Source organism: Moorena producens PAL-8-15-08-1, assembly GCF_001767235.1.
GTDB lineage: Bacteria > Cyanobacteriota > Cyanobacteriia > Cyanobacteriales > Coleofasciculaceae > Moorena > Moorena producens_A.
Genome location: NZ_CP017599.1, coordinates 6,786,654 through 6,810,447, shown reverse-complemented (window position 1 = coordinate 6,810,447; position 23,794 = coordinate 6,786,654). Strand labels below are relative to the sequence as shown.

Genomic DNA, 23,794 nt, shown 5'->3' with positions numbered 1-23,794 from the left:
AAACTATAGCCACGATTATTATACTTCATAAAAATCTCCCCATCTCCCCATCTCCCCATCTCCCCATCTCCCCATCTCTCCATCTCTCCATCTCTCCACCCTCCCTACTCCCTACTCCCTACTCCCTATTCCCTACTTCCAAATGGGACTATTTTCCACTAGCTGTTAGAATGTTCCAGTAGCCAAGGACTAATCACAATGAAGTCTAAACTCAAATATATCCTCCGTTGCACGTTGTGTGGAAAAGAGTATGAACCAGACCCTTTCCGCCTTTGCTGTGACGAGAAACATGAGCCATCCCTTCTGCGTGCTGTCTATGCTAACGAAAAGCTAGAAGTCAAAGAGAATCTCCCAGGTTTATTCCGATATATCGATTGGCTACCGGTTGATCGACACTTAGAGGCAGATGGTAAACCGATTACGTATCAAAGCAAAAATCTGGCTCACCATCTCGGATTAGATCATCTTTTCATTTCTTTCAATGGCTACTGGCCAGAACGAGATGCTCATCTTTCGACTTGTTCGTTTAAAGAATTAGAAGCTTTCCCTATATTAGCTAGAATACCAGAGGATAACCCCAAAACCCTAGTCGTTGCTTCAGCTGGAAATACGGGCCGAGCGTTTGCTACGGTTTGCTCTAAGCTGAAAATCCCCTTTTGCTTGGTGATTCCAGAGCAAAATTTATCCGCCATCTGGTCAAAGGATCCCTTTGATTCTTGTGTTCGTCTAATCGCTGTTGGTGGGAATGGTGACTACTCCGATGCGATTCGTATCGGACAAATTATCAGTCAATTAGAGGGTTTCTTTCCGGAAGGAGGAGCTAAAAATGTAGCCAGACGGGATGGCATGGGGCTAACGGTTGTGGATGCTACAGTCACCATTGGGGAAATTCCTGATCACTATTTCCAAGCTGTCGGTTCCGGTACTGGTGGGATTTCAGCTTACGAAGCCAATCTCAGATTTTTAGCAGATGGGAGATTTGGCAACAAAAAAATGAAGCTTCACCTGTGTCAAAACATTCCTTTTACCCCCATGACCGATGCTTGGAAAGCGGGTAAGCGAGAAATTACTGCTTTGAGCGAAATAGAAGCCAAAAAATCCATTAGTCAGGTTTCTGCTAAGGTACTTACCAACCGAAACCCAGCTTACTCTCTTGCGGGAGGGGTTTATGAAGCATTGGCTGATACTGATGGAGAAATGTATGGTGTGACTAATCAGGAATTAGAAAAAGCAAGGGCTTTATTTGAGGAATTGGAAGGAATAGATGTTAGTCCTGCTGCCGGTGTGGCAACTGGTGCTTTAATTCAAGCAGTTGAAGCGGGGAAAATAGGTAAAAAGGACACCATTGTGCTCAATATTACTAGTGGAGGCTATAAACGGATGCGCCAAGATTATCCGTTACACTACCTCAAACCTGATTTAGTTTTTAAACCTGAAGAGATCGAGCCTGATTTTCTGGAACATAGCATGACCAGTGTATCATAACGGTTTACCAATTAAACAGTCTAATATCCATGAAAACCTTATCCACTCTTGCAGTCGATCAACTCAAACCGTTTGGGGTGAAGCTGACGAATGTTGATCTTAATTGCCCAGAACAATGCGATCGCATTCGAGAGCTGCTCTATGAAAATGGGGTAGTGATCATCCCTCCTGACGGAGGCAGTTTCGGTGATCAACCAATCCAAGCTGATGCAAGTCTGTTAAAGTTGGCGGGGCTTTTCGGGAAGATCGAAAACTACCACCCAGTAAACGCACCCAAAGACAGCACTGGCAAGGTGCAAATTCTGGAAACCATGGGTGACACGGGGATTCCAGCGGATTCATTCTTGTTCCACTCAGATATGAGTTGGCGAATGAACCCATCCCGGGCCAGCGTATTATGTGGGTTTATCCTGCCTCCTAGCGGTGGTAATACCTGCTTCCAAAATGCTAACCAAATGTACCGCAATCTCTCACCAGAACTAAGGGAGCAGTTGCATGGTATCAGCGCTCTCCACTCTCTCAAGCAGGGTTATGGCCGGGTAAACCGACCGGATGATGTGACTAATGACGTGCAGGCTATTCATCCGGCAGTGATTAAGCATCCCGACACAGGTGTTCCACTGCTCTATCTGAACCCAAATTTCACCGTGTCCTTGGTAGGAATGTCGGAAGAGGAGAGTACGGAACTTATGAACCGCGTCTTTGAGCAAGCCAACCGTCCAGACCAGGTTCTTTGCCATTCCTGGACTAAGGGGGATGTGGTGATCTGGGACAACTTTGGAGTGCAGCACCTGGCTAGGGCAGACTACCTTGGCCTGCGCCGAATGCACCGGGTGGTGGCTCACGACCCCGATCTGCGGACAGAGCGTTATCTAGGGGAAACAGGGGATGCCAAGGAAACCATGTAATATCGAGCACTACCTGAAGCAAGATGACAATCAGGCTGGTGGCGACAACAATTCAGACCAGTCAGCGGCCCAATACAACCAAGCACGGAGCCCCTTTGGGGTAAAAGAGATCTTGGGATTTGTCCGCCCAGGAGATGTGGTGTTAGACGCTGGCTGCGGCACAGGGCAGCACGCACGATACCTTGCTGAGGTGGCCAATAAAGTCGTGGGAATTGACACAGATTCCGCGCGGATTGCAATTGCCAAAGAACATTGTCAAGACTTGGACAATGCCAGCTTTGAGGTGGCTTCCGTCACCAAGCTTCCTTTTGAGGACGGTTCCTTTGAGCTAGTGCTGTTGGCCCAAGTGCTACACCACCTTGGAGGGGAAGATGTGCATTCAGCCCAAACTTCAACGTCTTTAACGGAGCAATGTGAGCGGGCGATCGCGGAAGCCAAACGAGTGCTGAAACCTGGTGGACGACTTGTACTTGTCACTACTAGCCGAGAGCAGCGTCGTCAAGCTTACTGGCATTTTAACCTCTTTCCAGAATCAGCGTGGGAGCGTCTGGATTCGGTCTGGTCCCTAACAGAGGGTGTTTGGTTCACATCGCTGATGGAGAAAATGGGGTTCACAATCACCGGTAATGTAACCCCAGGGGAATCCCACTGGATTGAAGCCCAGGATGAACAGATGGTGAGGCTAAGCCTCGACCCTGGTTGGCGCTCAACAGATGTGGCATTTGCGTTGCTGACACCTGCTGAAATGAGTCAGTTTGTGGCTCAGGTCGAGGCGGTGCTAGGGGATGGCTCTGCAAAGGAGCTAATCAATGGGGCGCTTGCGGGGCGGGCTTCCCATGGGGAGGCTACGGTATATGTCTATGACCTTAAATCTGAATAAAGCCCTGTTGTGATTGTTGAGATTTTCCTCAAGGTGGGGAAAATCGGGAGTATTTCACCTTTGTAATTATGTACATAGATCCCCCCTAACCCCCCTTAACCAAGGGGGGAATTAGATTCAGGAATTAGATTCAAAAGTCCCCCTTATTAAGGGAAACGGGGGATCTGAATCAGGAATTAACAAAACTGACATGCTCCCGGTAAAATCTCATTCAGTAAACTTATTTTTTAGTTCCTTCAATCATCACACCAACCCAGCCCAAATCATGAGTTTTCATGGAAAACCCTATAGATTCAAGCAACTCCTGGAAATAGCTGAAAGGATAAGCATTAGGACAATGGGAACCCCCTTCTAAAATCACTTGATTGCCATTGATACTTTCTACTTTTAAACCGGTTTTAGCATAAAAGCGTAAGCGCTCATCCATCACGTCTTGACCACATTTGTAAGTGGAAATAAATATCTTTTCGTCTACTAGTTTTTCGAGATTATCGAAAACAGGTTTATGAACGTCTTGAGAAATATTGCCAATGGTATTCCATCCTAGTAGAGCATAGGTAAACGTTTCTTGAACCAGAGTTGTTAAATGTTCCGCTCTTCCGAGAATGAGGTTTACATTATCAAAATCGGCAGTTGATTCTTTAGCTATGTTTACCAATTGTTCGGCAAAATCAATTCCTGTGATCTTGCCGACAAGGGGGGCAAGATGACGAAGATAACGTCCCTCACCACATCCTACCTCCAGAACACTATCCACCCCTTCAAAGGTTTTCTTAATAAATTCTTCTTCTAACTTTTGATACTCCCTGACTCCTTCTGTCTCATTTTGAGGATCGAGCAAAGTCAATCCGATCCCTTCGTAAAAGTCTTTGCTATCTTTCATTATTTCTTCAATCCTTTAAGAGCTTCACCTAGTTTACCAGCATGAATGAAATTATGGAAAAAATTTTCTAGATCGGCTTTTTGCAGTTCAGGGTTAGGGCGTGTCTTCTTGCCTCGGAGATCCCCCTAAATCCCCCTTAAAAAAGGGGGACTTTGAGTATGGCTCCCCCTTCCGCGCGGGGGGCTGGGGGGGATCTAATATCTTGCGGAAAACTTTGAAAACACGCCCTAGCCAAGATTAACCGAATCATAACCAGACCTTGATCATGAGCATAGTTTACAAAAGCTGTTCCAGTATGAAATAATCGGTTGCGTATGTCTAGATTAAGCTGGTCTAACCCATAGGACTTAAATCTGACCTTTAAACCCCTGTTGTGATTGTTGAGATTTTCCTCAAGGTGGGGAAAATCTCGAGCATGTCACCTTTGTAATTAGGTACATAGATCCCCCCTAACCCCCCTTAACCAAGGGGGGAATTATATTCAGGAATTAGATTCAAAAGTCCCCCTTATTAAGGGGGATAATGGGGTATCTGAATCAGGAATTAACACAACTGACATGCTCCCTGTAAAATCTCATTCAGTCAAGTTATTGTTTAGTTCCTTCAATCATCACACCAACAAAGCCCAAATCATGAGTTTTCATAGAAAATCCTGCCGATTCAAGCAACTCCTGGAAATAGCTAAAAGAGTAAGAATTAGCATGATGCAATCCCCCTTCTAAAATTACTTGATTGCCATCGATGCTTTCTACCTTAAAACCCGTTTTGGCATAATAGCGTAAGCGCTCATCCATGACGTCTTGGTTAGATTTAAACGTAGAGATAAATATCTTTTTATCTACTAATTTTGCCAGGTTATCCAAAATAGCTTGATGAAGCTGTTGGGGAATATTTCCAATGGTATTCCATGCCAGTAACCCGTAAGTAAACGTTTCTTGGACCAGGGTTGTTAACTGTTCTGCTCTTCCGTTTATAATGGTGACATTATTAAACGTAGACGTGGAGTCTTTAGCTAAGGCTACAAGGTATTGTGAAAAATCAATTCCTGTGATCTTTCCTACCATGGGGGCAAGCTTACGAATATAACGTCCCTCACCGCATCCTACATCCAGAACACTATCCACTCCTTCAAAGGTTTTCAGTATAAAGTCATCCTCTAACTCCATATACTCCCTGATTCCTTCAGTTTGATTTTGAGGATCCATAAACTTTAATCCCATCCCTTCGTAAAACTCTTTGCTATCTTTCATTATTTCTTCTATCCTTTAACACCTTCACATAGTTTACCAGCATCAAGTAAATTATGGAAAAAGCTTTCTAAATCAGCTTTTTGCAGTTCAGCGTTAGCCAGAATTAACCGAATCATAACCAGACCTTGATAATGAGCATAGTTTACAAAAGCTGTTCCCGAATGAAATAATCGGTTGCGTATGTCTAGATTCAGCTGGTCTAACCCAGTAGAGTCAAGCTGTTCATCTTTGGGGATATAACGGAAACAAATATTCAAAAATTGTGGTTCAGCGATTAATTCTAAATTATCGCAACTGCGGATATACTCGGTGGCGTAATTAGCTAGGTCAAATAAATGATTGACCAGCTGCTCATAACCTTTTTTGCCATAGTATTTCCAACACAGCCATAATTTTAGGGCATCTACTCTCCGACCACATTGTAACGACTTAGTCCCTAAATTATAGAAATTATTTTCATCATCATGGAATAGATAATCGGTACCTCCCCCAGAGCAAGCTTCTGACAATAGTCCTTTTTCTTTCACTAAAATAGCCGAACAAATTAAAGGAACTCCCATTAACTTATGAGCATCCCAAGTAAAGGAATCAACTAACTCACTACCTGCTAACAAATGCTGGTGTTTTTCACTAAATAAAACCGGTCCACCCCAAGCCGCATCCACATGCAGCCACAAGCCATATTTCCTAGTAATTTCGGCAAGGGTCGGTAACGGATCGAACGCTCCTAACACAGTTGTACCGGCAGTTGCACCCACAAAGAACGGTGTTTTTTCTTCTGATAAGCTCTGTTGAATGGCAGCTTCTAGTGCTTCGGGAATCATTTTGCCATCCACATCAGACTTAACCTTGACTAAATTTTTGATGCCAATCCCTAACAAATTCGCAGCTTTTAAATAGGAATAATGAGCTTGATCGGAAACAAAGGCGACTAACTGATGATTCCCCAATCCCTGCAATTTAGCTTCTGGTAAAACTTGATGTCGTCCACAAAGCATTCCGATCAGATTAGCATTACTTCCTCCAGTTACCATCAACCCTTCACCTGGATTAAACCCCACTAAACTGGTCAATTTTTTAATCAATTCTATTTCCATCAGGGTGGCTACTGGGGCGACATCATAGGTGTGCATGGTAGTATTCGTGGCACTGGTCACCATGTCGGCTATAATTCCCGGAATACTAGACCCACTAAAAAGTAGATTAAAAAATTGAGTGCTACCGGTTCTAACGCTATAGTTCAGGTAAGATTCTACTATAGGAATTAACGCTTCTAAGGCCACTCCCTCATCGGGTAAGGTTAAATCGAGTTTTTCCTTAAGATCATTAGCGGTTTGATAATTAACGACTTTGGGATCGGGTTTTAAATTAGCGTCTAAATAGTTGAGAATTATGGCAAGGGCTTTAGTCAGGGTTGTTTCTGTATCTTTCATAGGGAGTAGGGAGTAGGGAGTAGGGAGTAGGGAGTAGGGATAGTAGTTGGTAAAATTGACTCTATATTATTACTATAAAAAATGCTATAAATGAAGAGATGATCGACAGCTATACTAGAATTTGTGTAATGCAAACAAGCGGCAATGATATCAATCATAACAGGTTTTGGATATTAAAGCAATCACAAAAAAAAAATTTTTAATTATTCTATTGGTAGCCAGGAAAGTATAGTTGAGGACATAGTATGGTTTATATCATGTCAGGATAATTACCCTTAATAAACATCTCCCCCATCTCCCCATCTCCCCATCTCCCCATCTACCCATCTCCCCATCTACCCATCTACCCATCTACCCATCTCCCTAATCCCTACTTCCAGATCGGACTATTTTCCACTAGCTGTTAGAATATTGCGGTAGCCAATGACTAATCACAATGAAGTCTAAACTCAACTATATCCTGCAATGTATTTATGGCAAGGTGTACTATTTGTTAACCCGCCCAAAATTTTTCCTGTCAATTAGTTCTTTGATTTCTCGAACGGTGGTAGCTTGAATCGTAATTCTATCCTCAATTTTTAGGGATGGATCGTAAGATGGTTGACTAGTATTCGTAATTTTTCCTCCTCCTCCAGTAGGACAAGCAATAAAAGCCACAGAGGCTAACCAGGGAAATTTAACTGAGAAATCGTCAATCCAGTTTTGGGCATAATCCCTCCAGTGGCAATCTTCAAGCAAGGAGGCTAATTCGCCTTTCATAAACTCCTGACTCGTGATTCTGGGTAAGATTTTGTCGTGATATCGAACCTCTGCATCAGAGCCAAAAGCATCTTGTATTAGTTCCAGAGCAGCGATCTGATCACCTTCTTTAGCAGGGGATAAATGCTGTCCGCAATAAAGTCCATCTGGAAATAAGTGAATTGCTGCATTGCGAACAAATACCTCTAATCTTCTCAATCCTAATTCATCTCCAGTCTGACCATAAGAAGGCAAATGATCGCCAATTTTTTTGGGAGCAATAAACTGACCGGGATTGCAGATAATGCCATGCAGAAACTGAGGTTCAAAAGTCGTTTCTGTATAGGGTTCTTGTTTGAAAGCTACACCCAAGCTTTTAGTACTTTCGTAATAACACCCATTTTCTTGACAGATACTGATGCCTACTTCCACATCTTTTTCTTCTGGTTCAACAGCATAGACAATGCAGTAACTTATTCCCCGTTTTATAGCTTCCTCAACAATACGGATTGCCAATGTACCTGTTCCTGCACCGATATCAGCAATTCTAAATTCTACATCTTGTCCATACTTTAGTAACAATTCGTCAATAAACTGGGGAATCATCTTGAGCAGATAACCAGTTGCATCTGCTTTGGGAGTCAAAGGTCTATAATAATCTCTATTCATCTCCTTCACATTCACCTTAAAAAAAGCTAAAAATAAATTAAATACAAAAGGATTATCTAGGTATTAATCACTAATTATTGTTTGAGGAATATCTGATATTTTGACTCCTATTAATGCTAGCTCATTGAGGGAATTACCATTAACAGACAGACGATGTTGATAAGATTGTTTAGCTTTGACTGATAAAATACCTTCTTTAATGATGGTTGCCAACATTTGACCACCATTATGCTGGCTTTGAGTATCAAGTAAATCTTCTCTAAGATTAAACGCTATCCAGCCTCCATCAACAATTAAATTATAGGCAAAAGCAAATGCCGAAGCCGGTAATCCTCCTGTTAGGGCAGAAGCACAGATCAAACAGTTAAACTTGGCATTTTTTAACTCATTATGAACTTCATTAGTTACATTAGGAAATTCCTCAACATAATACTTATTATAAACATTTGGTCGTTCTCGTTTAGCTGCTTCTGCCGCTTCTATAACCACATCTGCTCCTACAATTGAAGTGATACCTTTATCCTTAAGACATTGACCAAGTAAACCAACTCCTGCAGCTAAATCTAAAACCGATAATTCAGAAGCAAGGGATTGGGATTTGGTAACTTCATTTATCAAGATCTCGCTAATTATATTGTGTGTATTATACTTTAGCAAATCGACTAAAACATATTCATATAAACCAGGAATTTTGTAGTTTTGTTTATAATCTTGAATCCTCAGTTTTTGCTCTTGGTCATTTTCGGTTAAGATAAAATACTCTTCGGCTCGAATTAAATTTTCATCTGTATTTGGAAATGTGACAGTATAACCCTTTTGTTTCATTAGTTAACCTTCTGTAGAATTGTATATTTAAATGAACTTACCCCGTGGGGGCAGTATACAAATTCACTAAACCAGATTTCAGCACGATAATAAGGTAATCCTTGAAAAGTATTCGTCTGTTCGATCAATGTTTATCTTCTACACTTCTCGATATATTCCTATCAGCGCAGAAACCCTAAATCCACAGAAATTATAGTAGTCAAATATGATCATACCATCTTTGGGAATCCGTAAGCATTGAGGCGTGAGCTAAAAGCTCACCCGTGCGCGTTCAGCTGTCAGTCAGCCTAATCCTTAAAATAAACCTCGTTCGCGTAGCGTGCGTGGCACAGGCTTCTAGCCTGTGAAGTAGCCCATTAGCTGATAATACCAAATCCTGTTCCCATACCCCCCTTATTCCCATAGCCCTAGATTCCTGGCATAAAAAAATTTGCTTGATTTTTATAAAGGGGTTTTGAGAAGCGGATTTGGTATAACTGATAGCTGATAGCTTAGGGGAAATCAGCTAGTTGCTTGGCATCTGTGATTACGATTTGAGGCTTCCCATCCTGATTGGGAGGATAGAGACTAGCAGTTCCAGAGACATACACATAGCCTCGACCGGATTTGGCATAGCGGGTTTCAATTAGTCCCAAGATGGTTTGAGCGGCTTCGGAATCCCGATCGGGAATCCAGAGATTAAACCGGTGAAATCTTGACCCAGCGTAGATCAGAGCACCATTACCAGGCCATTTATTAATCCCTCCTTGCAGGTCACACAATACCGTGATTTGGTTGCCAGCTTTAGCCGCTTCTACGATCTGATCGTAGTTTAGACGCACTGATAGCACCCCGGCTTCACTGCCTGCGTTACGGTAGTCTTCTACCACCTGGTTTCGTAAATACCACCAAGGAATCAGGGTGGTATAGTCTCTGCTATTTCCACCAGCATTGGTAGCTGGATCCCAAATCCCTATGCCTTTGGCTTGAGCCTCCGCCTCCGCCTCCATAAACTCGCGGTGATAGAGGCGCGACGATCCATATTTGACAAAATAAGGGCTCCAGCCTTCCCGTACAATGCGCAGATTGAAATTCTCCTGCTCTCCGGCTTTGTAGATATAACAGAGCAATCGCCCATAATTGCCGCGATGTTTGACCAGGCAAACCTCCACCGGATCGTTGGTGTCGAATTCAAGATCCACCCATACATCCTGATTCGGTATCCCTTGCTCGTTTGCCCCGAAATACTCCTTCGCCCATTGTGAGGCCAGGATGCCAGCGTTGGTTATCGGTTTACTGCCAGCGCGCTGACTTTCCTCTGTGTCAAGACAAACAAACCGAATTGATTCTTGCTCATTATTCAAGAGTATCTTGATGGTGTCACCGTCAACAACTTTGATCAGTTTGAGATTTTTGATGACTGTACCTTTCATTACCTCTCCTCTTTGTTGGTTAACCATGAAATGAGGGATTAGAATTGCTTGTTGTTTGAGGTGCAGCGCCAGAAGATATAATGGGTGTGAGATAACTGTTTTTCTGACCTTTACTATAGGATAATAGGATATCACGTTTTTGGAAATCTAGTTGAGTCAGTGGAGTTTCATCTCCAGTTTGATGCTGGTTAAGGCTCCTTTATTAGCGAGCAGCGAGCAGAGAGCAGGGAGCAGGTAAAAAATTTTGTGTACTTCATAGCTATTAAAGACGCTAGATAAGTAAAATTACACCTAAATATAACAATATAAGTAGAGTTGAGGAGATAGTATTTTGGTTGATATCATGTCAGAATACCTTTATTTAAAATCTCCACCATCTCCCCATCTCCCCATCTCCCCATCTCCCCATCTCCCCACCCTCCCTACTCCCTACCCCATTAAAAACTGCTATAGTTATGACTGATGGTAAGACTTGGTGATAAAAACTCTGGTAGAGGATTTAATGAAACGACAATTGAGACAACTTACGTTAGGAATGACTCTGATCGCTTGCTTAATGGGTTCAGTTGCCTGTGAGTCAACGTCCTCTGGAAAAAAAACTAAAGTTCGTTCTGCCCATAGTAACTGGGTCGAGGAACAGTTTCAAACCCAAATCGTCAATATTGGTCTCGAAAAACTTGGTTATGAAATCGAAGAACCGAAAGAAATTAGCTATCCGATCATTTATGTGTCTGTGGCTAATGGCGAGCTAGATTATAGTACTATAAACTATGAAATATCACATCGAGAATTCTTTAATAATGCTGGGGGTACCAAAAAATTAGAGCGAGTTGGAGTTATTACTCCTGATGTGATACAAGGCTATCAAATCGATAAAAAAACGGCTGATAAATATAACATTACTAACCTACAACAATTTAAAGACCCAAAGATTGCGAAACTATTTGATACAGACGGCAATGGTAAAGCTAATTTAATCGGTTGTGATCCTGGTTGGTTTTGCGAAGTGATAGTCGATCATCACCTCAAAGCTTACGGACTAGAAGATACCGTTGAACACACTAGAGGACAATATATCGTGCTACTCGCCGATGTTATGACTCGCTACAAGCAAGGAGAAAGCGTTTTATACTATGCGTTGTATCCTCACTGGATATCTACAATATTAAAACCGAATCAAGATATAATTTGGTTAGAAGTTCCCTTTACCTCTCTTCCTGAATCCCAGAAAAATCTAACTGAAAAAGACACCTCTGTAAACGGAAAAAATCTTGGATTTACTGTCGATCGCCAGCGCATTGTTGCTAACAAGAAATTTTTGGCAGCTAACCCAGTTGCCAAGCGTTGGTTTGAACTCGTTCAAATTCCGGCTGAGGACATTAATGTTGAAAGTCTAAAGATCAAAGAGGGTGAGAGCAGTCCAGAAGATATTCGTCGCCATGCTAAAGAGTGGGTTGAAAATCATCAAGAGTTGTTTGATAGCTGGGTAGAAGAAGCAAAAAAGGCAGGAGGTGATTCGACCTAGATTCAACCGCTTCGCCTTAAAGGGTGACAAGGGTAGTAAAGAGTAGTAGTGAAGGGGGGTAAGCGCCAAAAGAGTCAAAAAAGATTAGGGTAGTCTCTGACTAGAGAATGGAAATCTTCGCACATCCAACGGTTAACTTCAAGAGCCGCTCTGGGAAAACCCCGAGGAAATACAAGGATTCTACTTATACGCCCTGTCGTTTGTTAAGTAAGATTTACAATTATACCAAATTAGATCCAAATTAGATGCGATTACCCTGTACAATACACTCTGAAGCAAAAATAACTTACTCCTTAGTTTGATATAACTTGTTTCAAGTTGGTGAGGTAAAATTTTCCTGGTTTTATGGAACAGGTAAAAGAAACCCACCCTTAACCCCTAGCAGTATAGGAAGAGGTAACAGGAAAAAAAATTGTGTGCCTCATTATGCTAAAAAAACTAGAATAAGCTCAATGGCACATATGCTTCCGAGTTTATGGTTTTTAGTGCCAAAATTATATCCATAATCTGCCCATAGATGATAAGTTAAGATGAACAACTCCTTGATTTGTAGCTATAACGAATGGGACCCTCTCGAAGAAATAATTGTTGGAACTATTGACGGGGTTACAGCACCTGTTTTAACCCATGATATGAAGACATTTATACGAAAGGAGTACTGGAGCTTCTATCAGCAGTACGGTGGACGACCCTACCCTAAAGAATTAGTCGAGAAGGCAGCGAAAGCTCTCGATAACCTTCAAGAAGTACTCGAAGGAGAAGGTGTAATTGTACGAAGACCAGAATCTGTTGATTATGCCCATCGTATCTTTAAAACACCTTATTTTGAATCACCAGGGTTCTTTAATGCTGATGTGAGGGATGTCTTGCTAGTTGTGGGTGACGAAATCATCGAAGCGCCCATGTCTCAAAGATGCCGCTATTTCGAGTTCTTGCGCTATCGTCCCTTAATCCAAGAATACTTCCAGCAGGGGGCACGCTGGACAGCGGCTCCCAAGCCAAAAATGTCTGATGCTCTCTACGATTGGGACTATCCTGAAGAAGATATGGCCCTTTTCCGGGGGGAATCTACTGTGCCAGATAGCGTCGGCCCTCTTAATGGTCGCTTCATTACCACCGAGTCGGAACCTTGCTTCGATGCAGCTGATTTCACTCGCTTCGGCAGAGACATTTTGGCCCAGAGAAGCCAAGTCACTAATGACTTGGGAATTCAGTGGATGCAGAGGCATCTTGGCTCGGAGTACCAAGTCCACACAGTCAAGTTTCGTGATCCAAGCCCAATACATATGGATGCAACTTGGGTTCCCATCGGCCCAGGGCGTGTCTTGTCTTGCCCCGATCGTCCGTGCATCTCACCCGATATCCTAGAGATGTTTAAGCAGGGAGGCTGGGAGATTCTTTATCCTCCTAGAGGCGTGGCAAACGCCGAATTTCATATGTCCAGCCGCTGGCTTTCTATGAATATTCTGATGATTGATGAGGAACGAGTGGTTGTGGAAAAGAGTGAAGAACCAACGATCAAGTTTTTTAAAGAGATTGGACTCAAACCAATTTTGGTAGACTTTAAAGATCACTATATATTTGGTGGAGGATTGCATTGTTCAACTTGTGATGTGCGCAGACGGGGCACATTGAAGTCATACTTCTAAGTAGGTGGGCATAAATAAACGCAGATGGTCAGGGCAGTTTTTTAAAGAATGAAACAGTTTAAATAGTGAGCATCTTAGCTAAACCCTCGCCGACAAATTTACTTTCGATTTTTTGGACCTACCTACTTGAGTCTTAACAGCCAACCAAATTCACTTTAATTCTAAAAGCAAAGAAGCCTTGAAATGACAATCTCACAACCCAGCCAGCCTGAGAAGGCTTTTAAATACTTTGATTTGTATGGCTCAATGCGATCGCACAAAGTCATGTTAGAAGACATGGTAAGGATGGAAGCTTATCATTCGGCTATATTTGAACACAAGTCGGAAATAATTGCAGACAAAGTTGTCCTTGATGTAGGCACTGGAACAGGCGTATTGTCTGTTTGGGCGGCGAAGGCAGGTGCCAAACGTGTTTATGGGGTGGAGGCTGGTAATGCTGCCGAACTTGCCAGGCGGTTGGTTCAGGTGTCAAACCTGTCAGATATAGTGACAGTTCTCAACTCAAAAATTGAGGAAGTCGAGATCCCTGAGCCAGTCGATGTGATCGTCAGTGAGTGGATGGGTAGCCTTTTACTCAAAGAATCGACGTTTGACAGTGTAGCTTATGCTCGCGACAAATGGCTAAAGCCGGGAGGATTGCTGTTGCCTTCTCATGGCACAATTTTGCTTGGGTTGTACGCGCCGACTAGCGACCACGATCACACCCATTTTGTCAGAGCCAAGCTTGAAAAGGAGATAGCAGAATGGAAGGAAACGGTGACTAATCTTCAGCGTCTTGATGTAGACTACTCCAGCTTCACAGATGAGCTGGAGCAAGACTTGTCAGACCACTTTTTGAGGAACGCGATCCGTGTCAACTACTTGTCCCCAGATAATCTCGCCTCAGATCCACAGCGAGTGCTTGAGTTTGACTGTGCAACGGTGGATCCTACTGCACTCGTCCAGTTCAGCCAGGATTTTCAGTTTACTGTAAACAAGCATGCTGAAATTAAAGGATTTCTCGGGTGGTTCACCACAGATTTTCCCAATAGAACGGTTCTAGACACAGGACCAGGGAACGCTTACAACCACTGGGGTCAGCAACTATATCCACTCAAAGAGAGCTTCAAAGTAGCACCTAGTGATCAGGTGGAGGGAACAATCACTGTTCGCCGAAACCACGAGGAATCGCGATTGAATGTGGTCGAGTTCAAATACCGAGTTGGCACAGGTGCTCAACAGACTGCTCTTTTCAATATGGGTGCTGTAGAACACATGCATAAAGGCTCGAAAAGCGTGCTGTTTTCCTAAATTAGTAGTCTAGCTAAGCTGGATTTGGTGGCTCTTCCGTACTTGTTATGCTAAATAAACACTTTGGCAAAGGGAGCTAAGGCCGTGGGCCAACCTTACTGGCAGAGCCAGACGCTGCGCGTTCGGAGCAGGGGAAATAGGCCGTATTCAGAAAATTTTGCTAGTTAAATAGCCTATGAACCCTTGTAAAGTAAGCTTTATGAGTTTGTTTTCTGTCGGTTGAGGATAAAAGGTACTGAAGAGCCGATTTGGTATGACTGGTTATGATTGACGGTAAGACTTAGTGATAAAAACCCTGGGAGAGGATTTAATGAAACGACAAGTAAGACAACTTACCTTAGGAATGACTCTGATCGCTTGCTTAATGGGTTCAGTTGCCTGTGAATCAACCTCCTCTGTTAAAACAACTAAAGTTCGTTCTGCCCATAGTAACTGGGTCGAGGAACAGTTTCAAACTGAAATAGTCAATATTGGTCTGGAAAAACTTGGTTATGAAATCGAAAAACCGAAAGAAATAACCTATCCGGTTATTTATGTGTCTGTCGCTAATGGCGACCTAGATTATAGTACTATTAACTATGAAAAAGGACACCAAGAATTCTTTGAAAATGCTGGGGGTACCAAAAAGTTAGAGCGAGTTGGAGTTCTTACTCCTGATGGTATACAAGGCTATCAGATCGATAAAAAAACGGCTGATAAATATAATATTACTAACCTGGAACAATTTAAAGATCCAAAAATTGCGAAACTATTTGATACAGACGGCAATGGTAAAGCCAATTTAATCGGTTGTGATCCTGGTTGGTTTTGCGAAATAGTAATCGATCATCACCTCAAAGCTTACGGACTAGAAGATACCGTTGAACACACTAGAGGACAATACATTGTGCTACTTGCAGATGTTATGACTCGCTACAAGCAAGGGGAAAGTGTTTTATATTATGCGTATAATCCTCACTGGATATCTACCGTATTAAAACCGGATCAAGATGTAGTTTGGTTAGAAGTTCCCTTTACTTCTCTTCCGGAATCGCAAAAAAATCTAACCGAAAAAGAAACCTCAGTAGACGGAAAAAATCTGGGATTTGCTGTGGATCGTCAGCGCATTATTGGTAACAAGAAATTTTTGGCGGCTAACCCAGTTGCCAAGCGTTGGTTTGAATTGGTTCAAATTCCGGCTGAGGACATTAATGTTGAAAGTCTAAAGATCAAAGAGGGTGAGAGCAGTCCAGAAGATATTCGTCGCCATGCTAAAGAGTGGGTTGAGAAGAATCAAGAGTTGTTTGATAGCTGGATAGAAGAAGCAAAAAAGGCAGGAGGGGATTCTATTTAAAGGGAATAGGGAATAGGGAATAGGGAATAGGGAGTAGGGAGTAGGGAGTAGGGAGTAGGGAGTAGGGAGTAGGGAGTAGGGAGTAGGGAGTAGGGAGTAGGGAGTAGGCAATAGGCATGCTAGCAATAGGCATGCTAGCAATAGGCAATAGGCATGCTAGCAATAGGCAATAGGCATGCTAGCAATAGGCAATAGGGAGTAGGGAGTAGGGAATTTTTGTGTACTTAATAGCTATTAAAAAGACGTTGCTGAATCAAGGAATGAATGCGCGATCATCTGGTTTTGCTCAAGCCCCCTAAATCCCCCAACTTTGCGGTGCGACCCGTGGCGAATTTAATTCGCCTACGGAAAGCGCACCGGAGGGGACGCAAGAAAGTCTTGTTCCCCCCAAAATTGGGGGGCTAGGGGGGCAAAACCATACCCATAATCAGCAACACTTAAGTTAATTTTTTTTACAAAAAAAGCAATTGTATAACTTTAGCGAACGTTTTTTTATTACCCCTAAAACTTCCAAAAAAAAACTTTTCAAAACCCTTGACAACAATATTTATAATCATTATTATTATAAATATAACAACGAATTCAATGTTTGATTCATGTCAAAAAACCCAAACCTAAAGAAACAACCTGTTGAGCACACGATGAAAGGCTCTCGTCAAGCAGTAATGCATAGTATGCACATGCTTTATGTCCTTGGCTATGCCGAGATTTGCGAGTGGAGCCCTCTGGAGCCAACTGATGTTCCAGACGAAGTGATTACTACAATGATGAAGTATTGGCTGTTGCCATAACACTTTAAATTTCTGGGGGGTTTTCCCCCCAGGGCAAAGGCTCTGGTCTGGTCGCGTAGCGTGACCTTTGGCCAATCAAATAAGATCACATCAGGTTAGGTTTGGGATCTGACTGATATCAAAATTTAAATCCACTTACGGTGGCATTGAAAAAGCCGTGGACATTATGTCTACGGCTTTTTTTTGACTATATATGGGTTGATAATGTGGGTTTATTAAGACTTAAAATTTTTCAAGTTATTGCTGATTAATTTGAGACTTATAGCATTTTGATTTCAGTTGTGAATATACTCCCTTAGGGAAAACCAATAAGTGTGTTTAAAACCTAGATACAAAGGCTATATCATCCATTAAAACCAAAGAGAATCACTGGTCTAATATCAAAGCCTCTAGGACACCTTTTTCAACCATATCCAGGTTGAGAATGTAATCAATTTTATCAAAGGTATCGCGAAGAGGTCTTTTAGCTGTTAGCCAACCAACACCATCGGTAATCCAGATAAATTCGTGACCATCTTGTTTCCACTGTAAGAATATCTCGCTGTACTCACCAGCTGTCGCTTTTAGTTTAGAGCCACCACTTCTATAAAAGTTGGTTTCGATTAAAACCAGTTTCTTAGGAGTATTAATTGCAAAATCAATCGTTTTAGACGCTTTCTTGATGGTAAGCTGTTTGCCAAATTCTGATCTGATGCCATCTGACTTAGCCTGCGGGATGTACTGAAAGCCATGAGGAGTACAGATAGAATTGACAAAGTACTCGACTATGTCTTCCATGGCTTTACCGGCTCGGTTTTTGCGAGCATTTGTATCTAGACCGACCTCGACACCGACAAAGTAATCTGTGAGGGACTTGATACGTCTTGAGGTGATTTGCTCTAGGAAACCTAACTCCTTTAGGAAAAGAATAGCTTGATCAATATCTTCGTCTGTTATATTTTCTTCCTTATTGAAACTGAAATCATCATAGTTAAATTCTCCTGATTGATAGTCGGTTAAAATATGAAACTTTTGAGGACGACAAGCTAGTAAGGCTGGAATGATAGAGATTAGCTTTGGATGTTCTCTGAATAACACTCTTGCTTCTTCTTCAAGATTATCCTTGCCCACAAGATAGTTCAAAAGATTGAGACTAATCTCAATATCTCTTACCTTTTCGCTAACTTTATTCCAATTTACGAAATAATCCCATTTCACAATAGAGGGTTTCAGGGTTGCCATCACATACTCGAATACGCTGTCAGGGTCATTACAGCCAAGATTTTCCCTAAATACAGAATGAAATTTCATCGGATTTGTCCTGTGTACTATATCCTTTATCCTTTTTAAATAAAAAGAACCAATGGTAAAATAATTCCCCGTCTCCCCCCTCTACCTTCTTATAGTTACTCCTATATAGCGTTTCTAGGATTTATGAGGTACGCTTCTCAACCTCAAAGTCCCCCTTGATAAGGGGGATTTAGGGGGATCGCTTTGTACCTCATGGCATAGAGAATTGCTATAGTTACATGATTGGAATTCTACCTTTTCAGATTGGTTTGAATGTTATTTTAATAGTTATTAACCAGAATTTCTCTAATATTTCCTCTGCTATTTCCTTTTGAGTTTATTCTACGAGATGCCAATATTCGCTCAATAGTAAACCCTTGATATAAGTTATCAAAAAACAAATCATTAACATAGTTTGTGGGATCAGAATTGCTGAGCATTTGATGGGCTCCTGCCTGATCAGCTTTGATAAACACATCCCGTAAACGACGCTGCTCATTATCATCAAATTCCAGGGAGTGATAGGAATTGAAATTGGAGGTTTTGCTGATAGGACGATAGGGAGGATCATAGTAAATAAAGCTACTATGATCAGCATATTCCAGGACTTGACTAAAGTCCCTTTGTTCTATTTCAGCAATTTGGAATAGCTTGGAGACAGCTCGCAGATTATTGGCATTCAGAATTTTAGGATTTTTGTATCGTCCCACTGGCACATTAAATTCTCCTTTGCTATTGACCCGATACAGACCGTTAAAGCAGGTTTTATTCAGAAAAACTGTTATGGCAGCCCGCTTGCTCCAATCTTGATCGTAATCGTTAGCATCGATTTGTTTATTAAAGGTGTTATATTGGTTACGATATTCGTAGTATAATGCTTTCCGACGTTGATCATCTTTAGGCAGGTATGTATTACTAAGCTTTAACAGTTCTTTGATCAGGGATTCAACATCCTGTTGGATAACCTTATAAAGGATAATCAGCTCAGGATTGGTATCAAATAGATATGCTTTCTGGATATCAAAACTGTTTACAATATCGAAAAAAACTGCACCTCCTCCAAGGAAGGGTTCGATATAAGTCGTCAGACTTCCCTTACTTAACTTTGGTGAGTATCTCTCTCGAAGTTGTGGCAGAAGCTGAGTTTATTAGAGTCGAACTAGGGGTTCCCCCCTAGAACTCTCCTCCAGAACCGGACATGACTGTTCCCAATCATCCGGCTCCTCCTGGCAACATTGTTATTGCTCTCCAAAGTGGGGATATATTGTTCTGTGTTCCCGAGTTTTGGTATGGTGACAGTGAGCATGGACTAGCTGTTTGTTGTCTAGCTTATTACTACCGCCTGCTCTTTGGGGGATGATGTGGTCTACTTCAAAAATATCATCGGCCTTAAACCTTTGATTGCACAGACCGCATCTTCCCTTCTGCTTTTTCAGCAGTTTATTTACTGTGGGTTTTACCCCATGGTATTTGGCAAGCCTTTCAGCCCAATATAGCCAGTCTCCGTCATATATGGATTTGTGACCTATTAGTCTAACTACCCTTTTTATTTTGGTGTCTTTATGTTTCACCAAGGTAGCTGTTCCATCAGGGGTTTTGAATGTCCATCCTTCCCCTTTGTCTATCCACCAATAGTTGGACATGGCTTCTTTGGCTCCAATGTTTGGAGACCTATATTTAGCCCATCTTTCTAGTTTGTGGAATAGCTTATAGTCAATTTGTCCAAATATTCTGGAGCTAACCACTGAGTTGTATTGGTTTGCCCATCCAGTTATTTTAGCGTTTAGGTCTCCTATTAATGTGGCTTGGTCAGAGTTTCTGTGCTTTCTGATAGTTATTTTCAGGTCATCCATATGCCTATTTATGGATTCCTTACTGGGTTTGATTAGTGTTTTATACCCTAATTTCTTACCCGTCCTATCCTTCCGGCTATTAACCTCATTGACCTCATATTGTCGGATGTTGAACCCAAGGTAGTCAAAACCTGTCAAAGTCCCTTCCTTTCCTAGGGTGTGTGCTATTGAGGTTTTAGATTCCTTTAGGTTCAGTCCAATTTCTTTTAGCCATTCTTGAATTGCCTCTTTGGCTTCCAGTACAACCTCTTTACTTTGGTGCAGGATAATGAAATCATCTGCATATCTGTGGACTATGGGAGTTCTTAGAGTTCTCCCACTGGGTAGGTTGTACTTTTTTCCTAACGCTTTAGTGATATACCTTAGGGGAAATTCCTCTTTCATTAATTGGGTCATACCGTGCAATGCGATATTTGCCAATAATGGCGAGATTACTCCTCCTTGAGGTGTACCTGCTGGTGTGTTGATGAACCCATCTTTTCCAACGGCTCCTGCTTTCAACCAAGCCTTTAACTGTCTTCGCATTTGTGGATATGTATCCACTTTGTCCAACAGTTTTTGATGGTCTATACGGTCAAAGCACTTTTGTATATCAGCATCTAGGACGTAATAATCCTGTTTGTTGATGTCTGAGTATATGGCCGCTATTGCGTCCTTTGTGCTTCTCCCAGGTCTGAATCCGTAAGAATTTGTCTCAAATTTGGCTTCCCACTCTGGTTCTAGAGCTATTTTGGCTAATGCCTGTTTCGCTCTGTCTTCCATATTTGGGATTCCTAGAGGTCTTTTTTCCTTCTTTCCGGGTTTAGGAATCATTATCCTTCTTACAGGATTGGCCTTACCGTCCAACTCTAGGTATCTGGCCAGCGCTAACCTTTGAGATGGGTCAAGACTCTTCTTCCCATCAATTCCGGCGGTTCTTTTACCTCTGTTATCTTGAGTTACTTTCCTTATGGCTAGCAGTTTCGCTGATTTTGATTTGGCAAGTAGTTTTTGTAGCTTTCTAACTTTGGCTTTGTCCCCATTTTGGGAGGCTTTGTAGATACGCTTTTGCAGCTTGAACACTGCTCTCTCAATGGTTTTCCAGTTGAGAGAGTTCCAGTTATTCGATTCCACCATCACGGGTTCGTGTGTATTGGACATAACTGCTACTCGTGTTCTACTCTTGTTGTCTCAGGGATATCCGTCAGCATATCCCTGGGCTTTCCCCAGGGCATTGGCTTCTGATATCGTCTCGTCAAGATAACCCTTGCGGTTGAATACCTACCTTTTTTACAGGAGCAATTATCTTGATTACCTCGTTCCGTGTGTCCATTGTCTGACCGGGTTGGATACTGGCTATACACCGAGAGACTGTCTATTAGACGGGGGATGTCTGAACCAGCGCGGAAAGACTTGTTCACCCATGGTCTCTAATTCGATACGGGACATGAGTCATCTTGTCCTGAATCTTGGGCTGACGATGCGTCAATCACCAGTTCGTTGTCTTATCCTTTCGGTCTCCCTTGCGGTTTGGCTCATGGATGACTTAGAATTGACACCGCTTTTATTCCTTGCACTCGACCCGTTGATATTCAGTCTCGGAGCCTAGGAATATGGAGTAACCTGACATCTAGGTTGTAGGATTTGAACCTACATGTAACACACAGTTAAATAGCTATTGCTATTCGAGCTATCCCCCCACTGGCGTGAGTTTTAGCTCAACGAGTCGCACTGCCACCTGCCCATTTTAGCACAGGAGATGCTAATTGTCTTTCTTTTTTTATTGGGTGCTGTATTAGGGTAAATGGTTCAGATTCTGTTAAAATAGCCACGTTGATAATCACTAAAATTGCATACAATCAATATTGTATAGCATTTTTATTTGAGATGTAAACCTAGGATTAATATAACAATTAAATAGGGAACAGTAGTAAAAATATCCCATTTTTTTTATGCTAAATAAGCCTTAGTTTTTATAATATATTTATTAAGGCTATATATCCCTTGTATATTATTATTGTTGCACCATAACATATAAAATATCTATAGCAAGGGAAGTATAGTTTAGGACATAGTCTTTTGGTTGAAAGGGAGCAGGGAGCAGGGAGCAGGGAGCAGAAGATGTCTTAAGCTTTACTTCGACTGCTATATATAACTGTATAAAAAACAAAAAACTATTTAAACTAATGGATTATTGATAGTTAAAAATATCTTACTTTATATCAAATCCGGATAATTTTCTATACTTACAATATCCAGACAAAATCTTTCTCCCCCTACTCCCTACTCCCTACTCCCTACTCCCTACTCCCTACTCCCTACTCCCTACTCCCTACTCCCTACTCCCTACTCCCTACTCCCTACTCCCTACTCCCTATGCCCTATTCCCTGCCCCCATCTCTATCACCAAGAACAGCTACTAAAATTCGGAACAATTCTTCTAAATCAGCTGGAACTCGATACAGATTAAGGTCTTGGGTAACTTGTTTATGCTCTCGGTGCAAAAGTCCAAACTGCCAGATATCCCCTGTAGAAACAGCACCCTTTAAAATCAATTGCTCAGCATCACTCCATAGATCGAGGGCAATTAATTCTACAGCAAGTTGGGTAAAGCCTCTTTGGAGATTAGCATTTTTTGCTTCTATTACCAACAGTTTACTATCGGTATAAAGATAATAGTCTAGATAACCTTTTAAGTATTCTGTAACAGTGAGGGGATATTCGATTCTTAGCTGGGCTTGAGTATAGTAGACTAAATCAAGTAAGATGGGAGCGATTAGTAATTCTCGTCGAGCTGCTTCACTGGTTAAACTAACATAGGGTAAGCTTTCTTCAATTCTGGATTTGAGACTAGAAAGTCGGTCTAGTGTTGTCGTAGACTTTTCTAAATGCAAAGAGCTTCGCTTTAAGGTATAGCCAAATTCAGCCAGAATGTCTTCTGGCTCAACGACCATCTCAAAATAACTTCTAAACGTATAAGATTTACCAGGTTGGAGGATGGGAATTTTGTTCATCATTAAAATAGGGAGTGGGGAGATGGGGAGATGGGGAGATGGGGAGATGGGGAGATGGGGAGATGGGGAGATTTTTATTAAGCGATGCAGCGCGGTCTTGGGGAGGCAGCGCGGTCTTGGGGGTCTCCCCCGGAGACGAAACCTGATTACGTTGAGCCTTTATGGTTGGTCGGCTATGCAGAAAAGGGGTAAAACTTATTGATTAGCGTGATTTGCGCGGTCTTGGGGGTTTCCCCCACTCGCTATTGCATCAAGACAAGGCGAGCCTGTCTTACGGTAACTTCTAACCATGAGCGACTGCCGTGGTTTCCCCCACTCGCTATTGCATCAAGACAGGATAATTATCCTGAAATGATATAAGTTTAATTATTTAGATAAGTTATAATTATAGCGTTTATCATAGCTATGAGGTACACAATATTTTTCACCTCTTGCCTCTTGCCTCTAGCATGCATGCCTTTGGGTCCATCTCACTTTTGTTGTTTAACGTGGTGGTGCGTTACGGGATGGACTGTTCCAATACTGGCTAATGCGAAAATCAGGGCTAGTCCATCCCTAACGCACCCTACAGAACATTTTCAAATATGAGATGCACCCATGCCTTTTGC

The 23,794-nt window shown here is 42.0% G+C and carries 24 protein-coding genes; 11 read left to right on the top strand and 13 right to left on the bottom strand.

The features are described from left to right. The first annotated feature begins 198 nt into the window (after positions 1–198). The 3 genes from BJP34_RS24915 to BJP34_RS24905 are packed head-to-tail and all read left to right on the top strand — an operon-like array spanning position 199 to position 3,273. On the top strand, positions 199–1,485 hold the full coding sequence (locus BJP34_RS24915; RefSeq protein ID WP_070394669.1) for a cysteate synthase: 1,287 nt from the start codon (positions 199–201) through the stop codon (positions 1,483–1,485). Between the two features lie 29 nt (positions 1,486–1,514). Continuing rightward, entirely contained in the window at positions 1,515–2,393 is an 879-nt protein-coding gene (locus BJP34_RS24910) for a TauD/TfdA dioxygenase family protein (RefSeq protein ID WP_070394668.1), read from the top strand. Next, entirely contained in the window at positions 2,374–3,273 is a 900-nt protein-coding gene (locus tag BJP34_RS24905; RefSeq protein ID WP_070394667.1) for a class I SAM-dependent methyltransferase, read from the top strand. Before BJP34_RS24910 ends, BJP34_RS24905 begins: the two co-directional genes overlap by 20 nt. Before the next feature lie 220 nt (positions 3,274–3,493). On the opposite strand, the gene BJP34_RS24900 is transcribed toward BJP34_RS24905, so the two are convergent. The 7 genes from BJP34_RS24900 to BJP34_RS24875 all read right to left on the bottom strand — a co-directional run bounded on the left by BJP34_RS24900 (position 3,494) and on the right by BJP34_RS24875 (position 10,483). Then, positions 3,494–4,156, bottom strand: coding sequence for a class I SAM-dependent methyltransferase (locus BJP34_RS24900; protein ID WP_070394666.1), 663 nt, complete (start codon positions 4,154–4,156; stop codon positions 3,494–3,496). Positions 4,157–4,743: 587 nt separating this feature from the next. Beyond that, a complete protein-coding gene (locus BJP34_RS24895) occupies positions 4,744–5,406 on the bottom strand; it encodes a class I SAM-dependent methyltransferase (RefSeq protein WP_070394665.1) in 663 nt (220 codons plus the stop codon). Between the two features lie 8 nt (positions 5,407–5,414). Next, a complete protein-coding gene (locus BJP34_RS24890) occupies positions 5,415–6,839 on the bottom strand; it encodes a pyridoxal phosphate-dependent decarboxylase family protein (protein ID WP_070394664.1) in 1,425 nt (474 codons plus the stop codon). Next, on the bottom strand, positions 6,836–6,997 hold the full coding sequence (locus BJP34_RS44445) for a hypothetical protein (RefSeq protein ID WP_158517461.1): 162 nt from the start codon (positions 6,995–6,997) through the stop codon (positions 6,836–6,838). The genes BJP34_RS24890 and BJP34_RS44445 overlap by 4 nt, the downstream gene beginning before the upstream one ends. 328 nt (positions 6,998–7,325) lie before the next feature. Continuing rightward, on the bottom strand, positions 7,326–8,246 hold the full coding sequence (locus BJP34_RS24885; protein ID WP_070394663.1) for a hypothetical protein: 921 nt from the start codon (positions 8,244–8,246) through the stop codon (positions 7,326–7,328). 63 nt (positions 8,247–8,309) lie between these two features. Next, positions 8,310–9,071 (bottom strand): class I SAM-dependent DNA methyltransferase, encoded by a 762-nt coding sequence (locus BJP34_RS24880; RefSeq protein WP_070394662.1) that lies wholly within the window; start codon positions 9,069–9,071, stop codon positions 8,310–8,312. Positions 9,072–9,562: 491 nt separating this feature from the next. Then, positions 9,563–10,483: a thermonuclease family protein gene (locus BJP34_RS24875; protein ID WP_070396867.1), complete on the bottom strand. Its 921-nt coding sequence runs from the start codon at positions 10,481–10,483 to the stop codon at positions 9,563–9,565. A gap of 331 nt (positions 10,484–10,814) precedes the next feature. On the opposite strand from BJP34_RS24875, the gene BJP34_RS49405 reads away from it, so the two are divergent. From BJP34_RS49405 to proX (BJP34_RS24855), 5 genes are all read left to right on the top strand, one after another. Next, complete coding sequence (locus BJP34_RS49405) at positions 10,815–10,946, top strand: hypothetical protein (protein WP_267876368.1); 132 nt, start codon at positions 10,815–10,817, stop codon at positions 10,944–10,946. A 39-nt stretch (positions 10,947–10,985) separates the two neighbouring features. Then, the gene (gene proX / locus BJP34_RS24870; RefSeq protein ID WP_070396866.1) at positions 10,986–12,008 is read left to right on the top strand and encodes a glycine betaine/L-proline ABC transporter substrate-binding protein ProX; all 1,023 of its coding nucleotides are present in this window, start codon (positions 10,986–10,988) and stop codon (positions 12,006–12,008) included. A gap of 530 nt (positions 12,009–12,538) precedes the next feature. Next, positions 12,539–13,657, top strand: a complete 1,119-nt coding sequence (locus tag BJP34_RS24865; RefSeq protein WP_070394661.1) for a NarL family transcriptional regulator — start codon at positions 12,539–12,541, stop codon at positions 13,655–13,657. A gap of 183 nt (positions 13,658–13,840) precedes the next feature. After that, on the top strand, positions 13,841–14,947 hold the full coding sequence (locus BJP34_RS24860) for a 50S ribosomal protein L11 methyltransferase (protein ID WP_070394660.1): 1,107 nt from the start codon (positions 13,841–13,843) through the stop codon (positions 14,945–14,947). 310 nt (positions 14,948–15,257) lie between these two features. Next, the gene (gene proX / locus BJP34_RS24855) at positions 15,258–16,280 is read left to right on the top strand and encodes a glycine betaine/L-proline ABC transporter substrate-binding protein ProX (protein WP_070394659.1); all 1,023 of its coding nucleotides are present in this window, start codon (positions 15,258–15,260) and stop codon (positions 16,278–16,280) included. Here the strand turns inward: proX (BJP34_RS24855) and BJP34_RS44440 are convergent. Then, entirely contained in the window at positions 16,273–16,443 is a 171-nt protein-coding gene (locus BJP34_RS44440) for a hypothetical protein (RefSeq protein ID WP_158517460.1), read from the bottom strand. The genes proX (BJP34_RS24855) and BJP34_RS44440 overlap by 8 nt on opposite strands. A gap of 433 nt (positions 16,444–16,876) precedes the next feature. On the opposite strand from BJP34_RS44440, the gene BJP34_RS24850 reads away from it, so the two are divergent. After that, a complete protein-coding gene (locus BJP34_RS24850) occupies positions 16,877–17,071 on the top strand; it encodes a hypothetical protein (protein ID WP_070394658.1) in 195 nt (64 codons plus the stop codon). A gap of 366 nt (positions 17,072–17,437) precedes the next feature. Here the strand turns inward: BJP34_RS24850 and BJP34_RS24845 are convergent, their stop codons facing one another. From BJP34_RS24845 to BJP34_RS24830, 5 genes are all read right to left on the bottom strand, one after another. Next, positions 17,438–18,361, bottom strand: coding sequence for a type II restriction endonuclease (locus BJP34_RS24845; RefSeq protein ID WP_070394657.1), 924 nt, complete (start codon positions 18,359–18,361; stop codon positions 17,438–17,440). Positions 18,362–18,621: 260 nt separating this feature from the next. Then, positions 18,622–19,476: a DNA adenine methylase gene (locus tag BJP34_RS24840; RefSeq protein ID WP_149031163.1), complete on the bottom strand. Its 855-nt coding sequence runs from the start codon at positions 19,474–19,476 to the stop codon at positions 18,622–18,624. A gap of 102 nt (positions 19,477–19,578) precedes the next feature. After that, a complete protein-coding gene (gene ltrA, locus BJP34_RS24835) occupies positions 19,579–21,333 on the bottom strand; it encodes a group II intron reverse transcriptase/maturase (protein WP_070392078.1) in 1,755 nt (584 codons plus the stop codon). An 853-nt stretch (positions 21,334–22,186) separates the two neighbouring features. Continuing rightward, positions 22,187–22,342 carry a hypothetical protein gene (locus tag BJP34_RS44435; RefSeq protein ID WP_158517459.1) on the bottom strand — a complete coding sequence of 52 codons (156 nt, stop codon included), beginning with the start codon at positions 22,340–22,342 and terminating at the stop codon, positions 22,187–22,189. A 211-nt stretch (positions 22,343–22,553) separates the two neighbouring features. Next, positions 22,554–23,189, bottom strand: a complete 636-nt coding sequence (locus tag BJP34_RS24830; protein ID WP_324610954.1) for a hypothetical protein — start codon at positions 23,187–23,189, stop codon at positions 22,554–22,556. Between the two features lie 19 nt (positions 23,190–23,208). Here BJP34_RS24830 and BJP34_RS44430 point away from each other — a divergent pair, with 19 nt between their 5' ends. Further along, positions 23,209–23,388 carry a hypothetical protein gene (locus BJP34_RS44430; protein WP_158517458.1) on the top strand — a complete coding sequence of 60 codons (180 nt, stop codon included), beginning with the start codon at positions 23,209–23,211 and terminating at the stop codon, positions 23,386–23,388. A 203-nt stretch (positions 23,389–23,591) separates the two neighbouring features. Further along, positions 23,592–23,774, top strand: coding sequence for a hypothetical protein (locus tag BJP34_RS40840; RefSeq protein ID WP_149031162.1), 183 nt, complete (start codon positions 23,592–23,594; stop codon positions 23,772–23,774). Positions 23,775–23,794 lie beyond the last annotated feature (20 nt).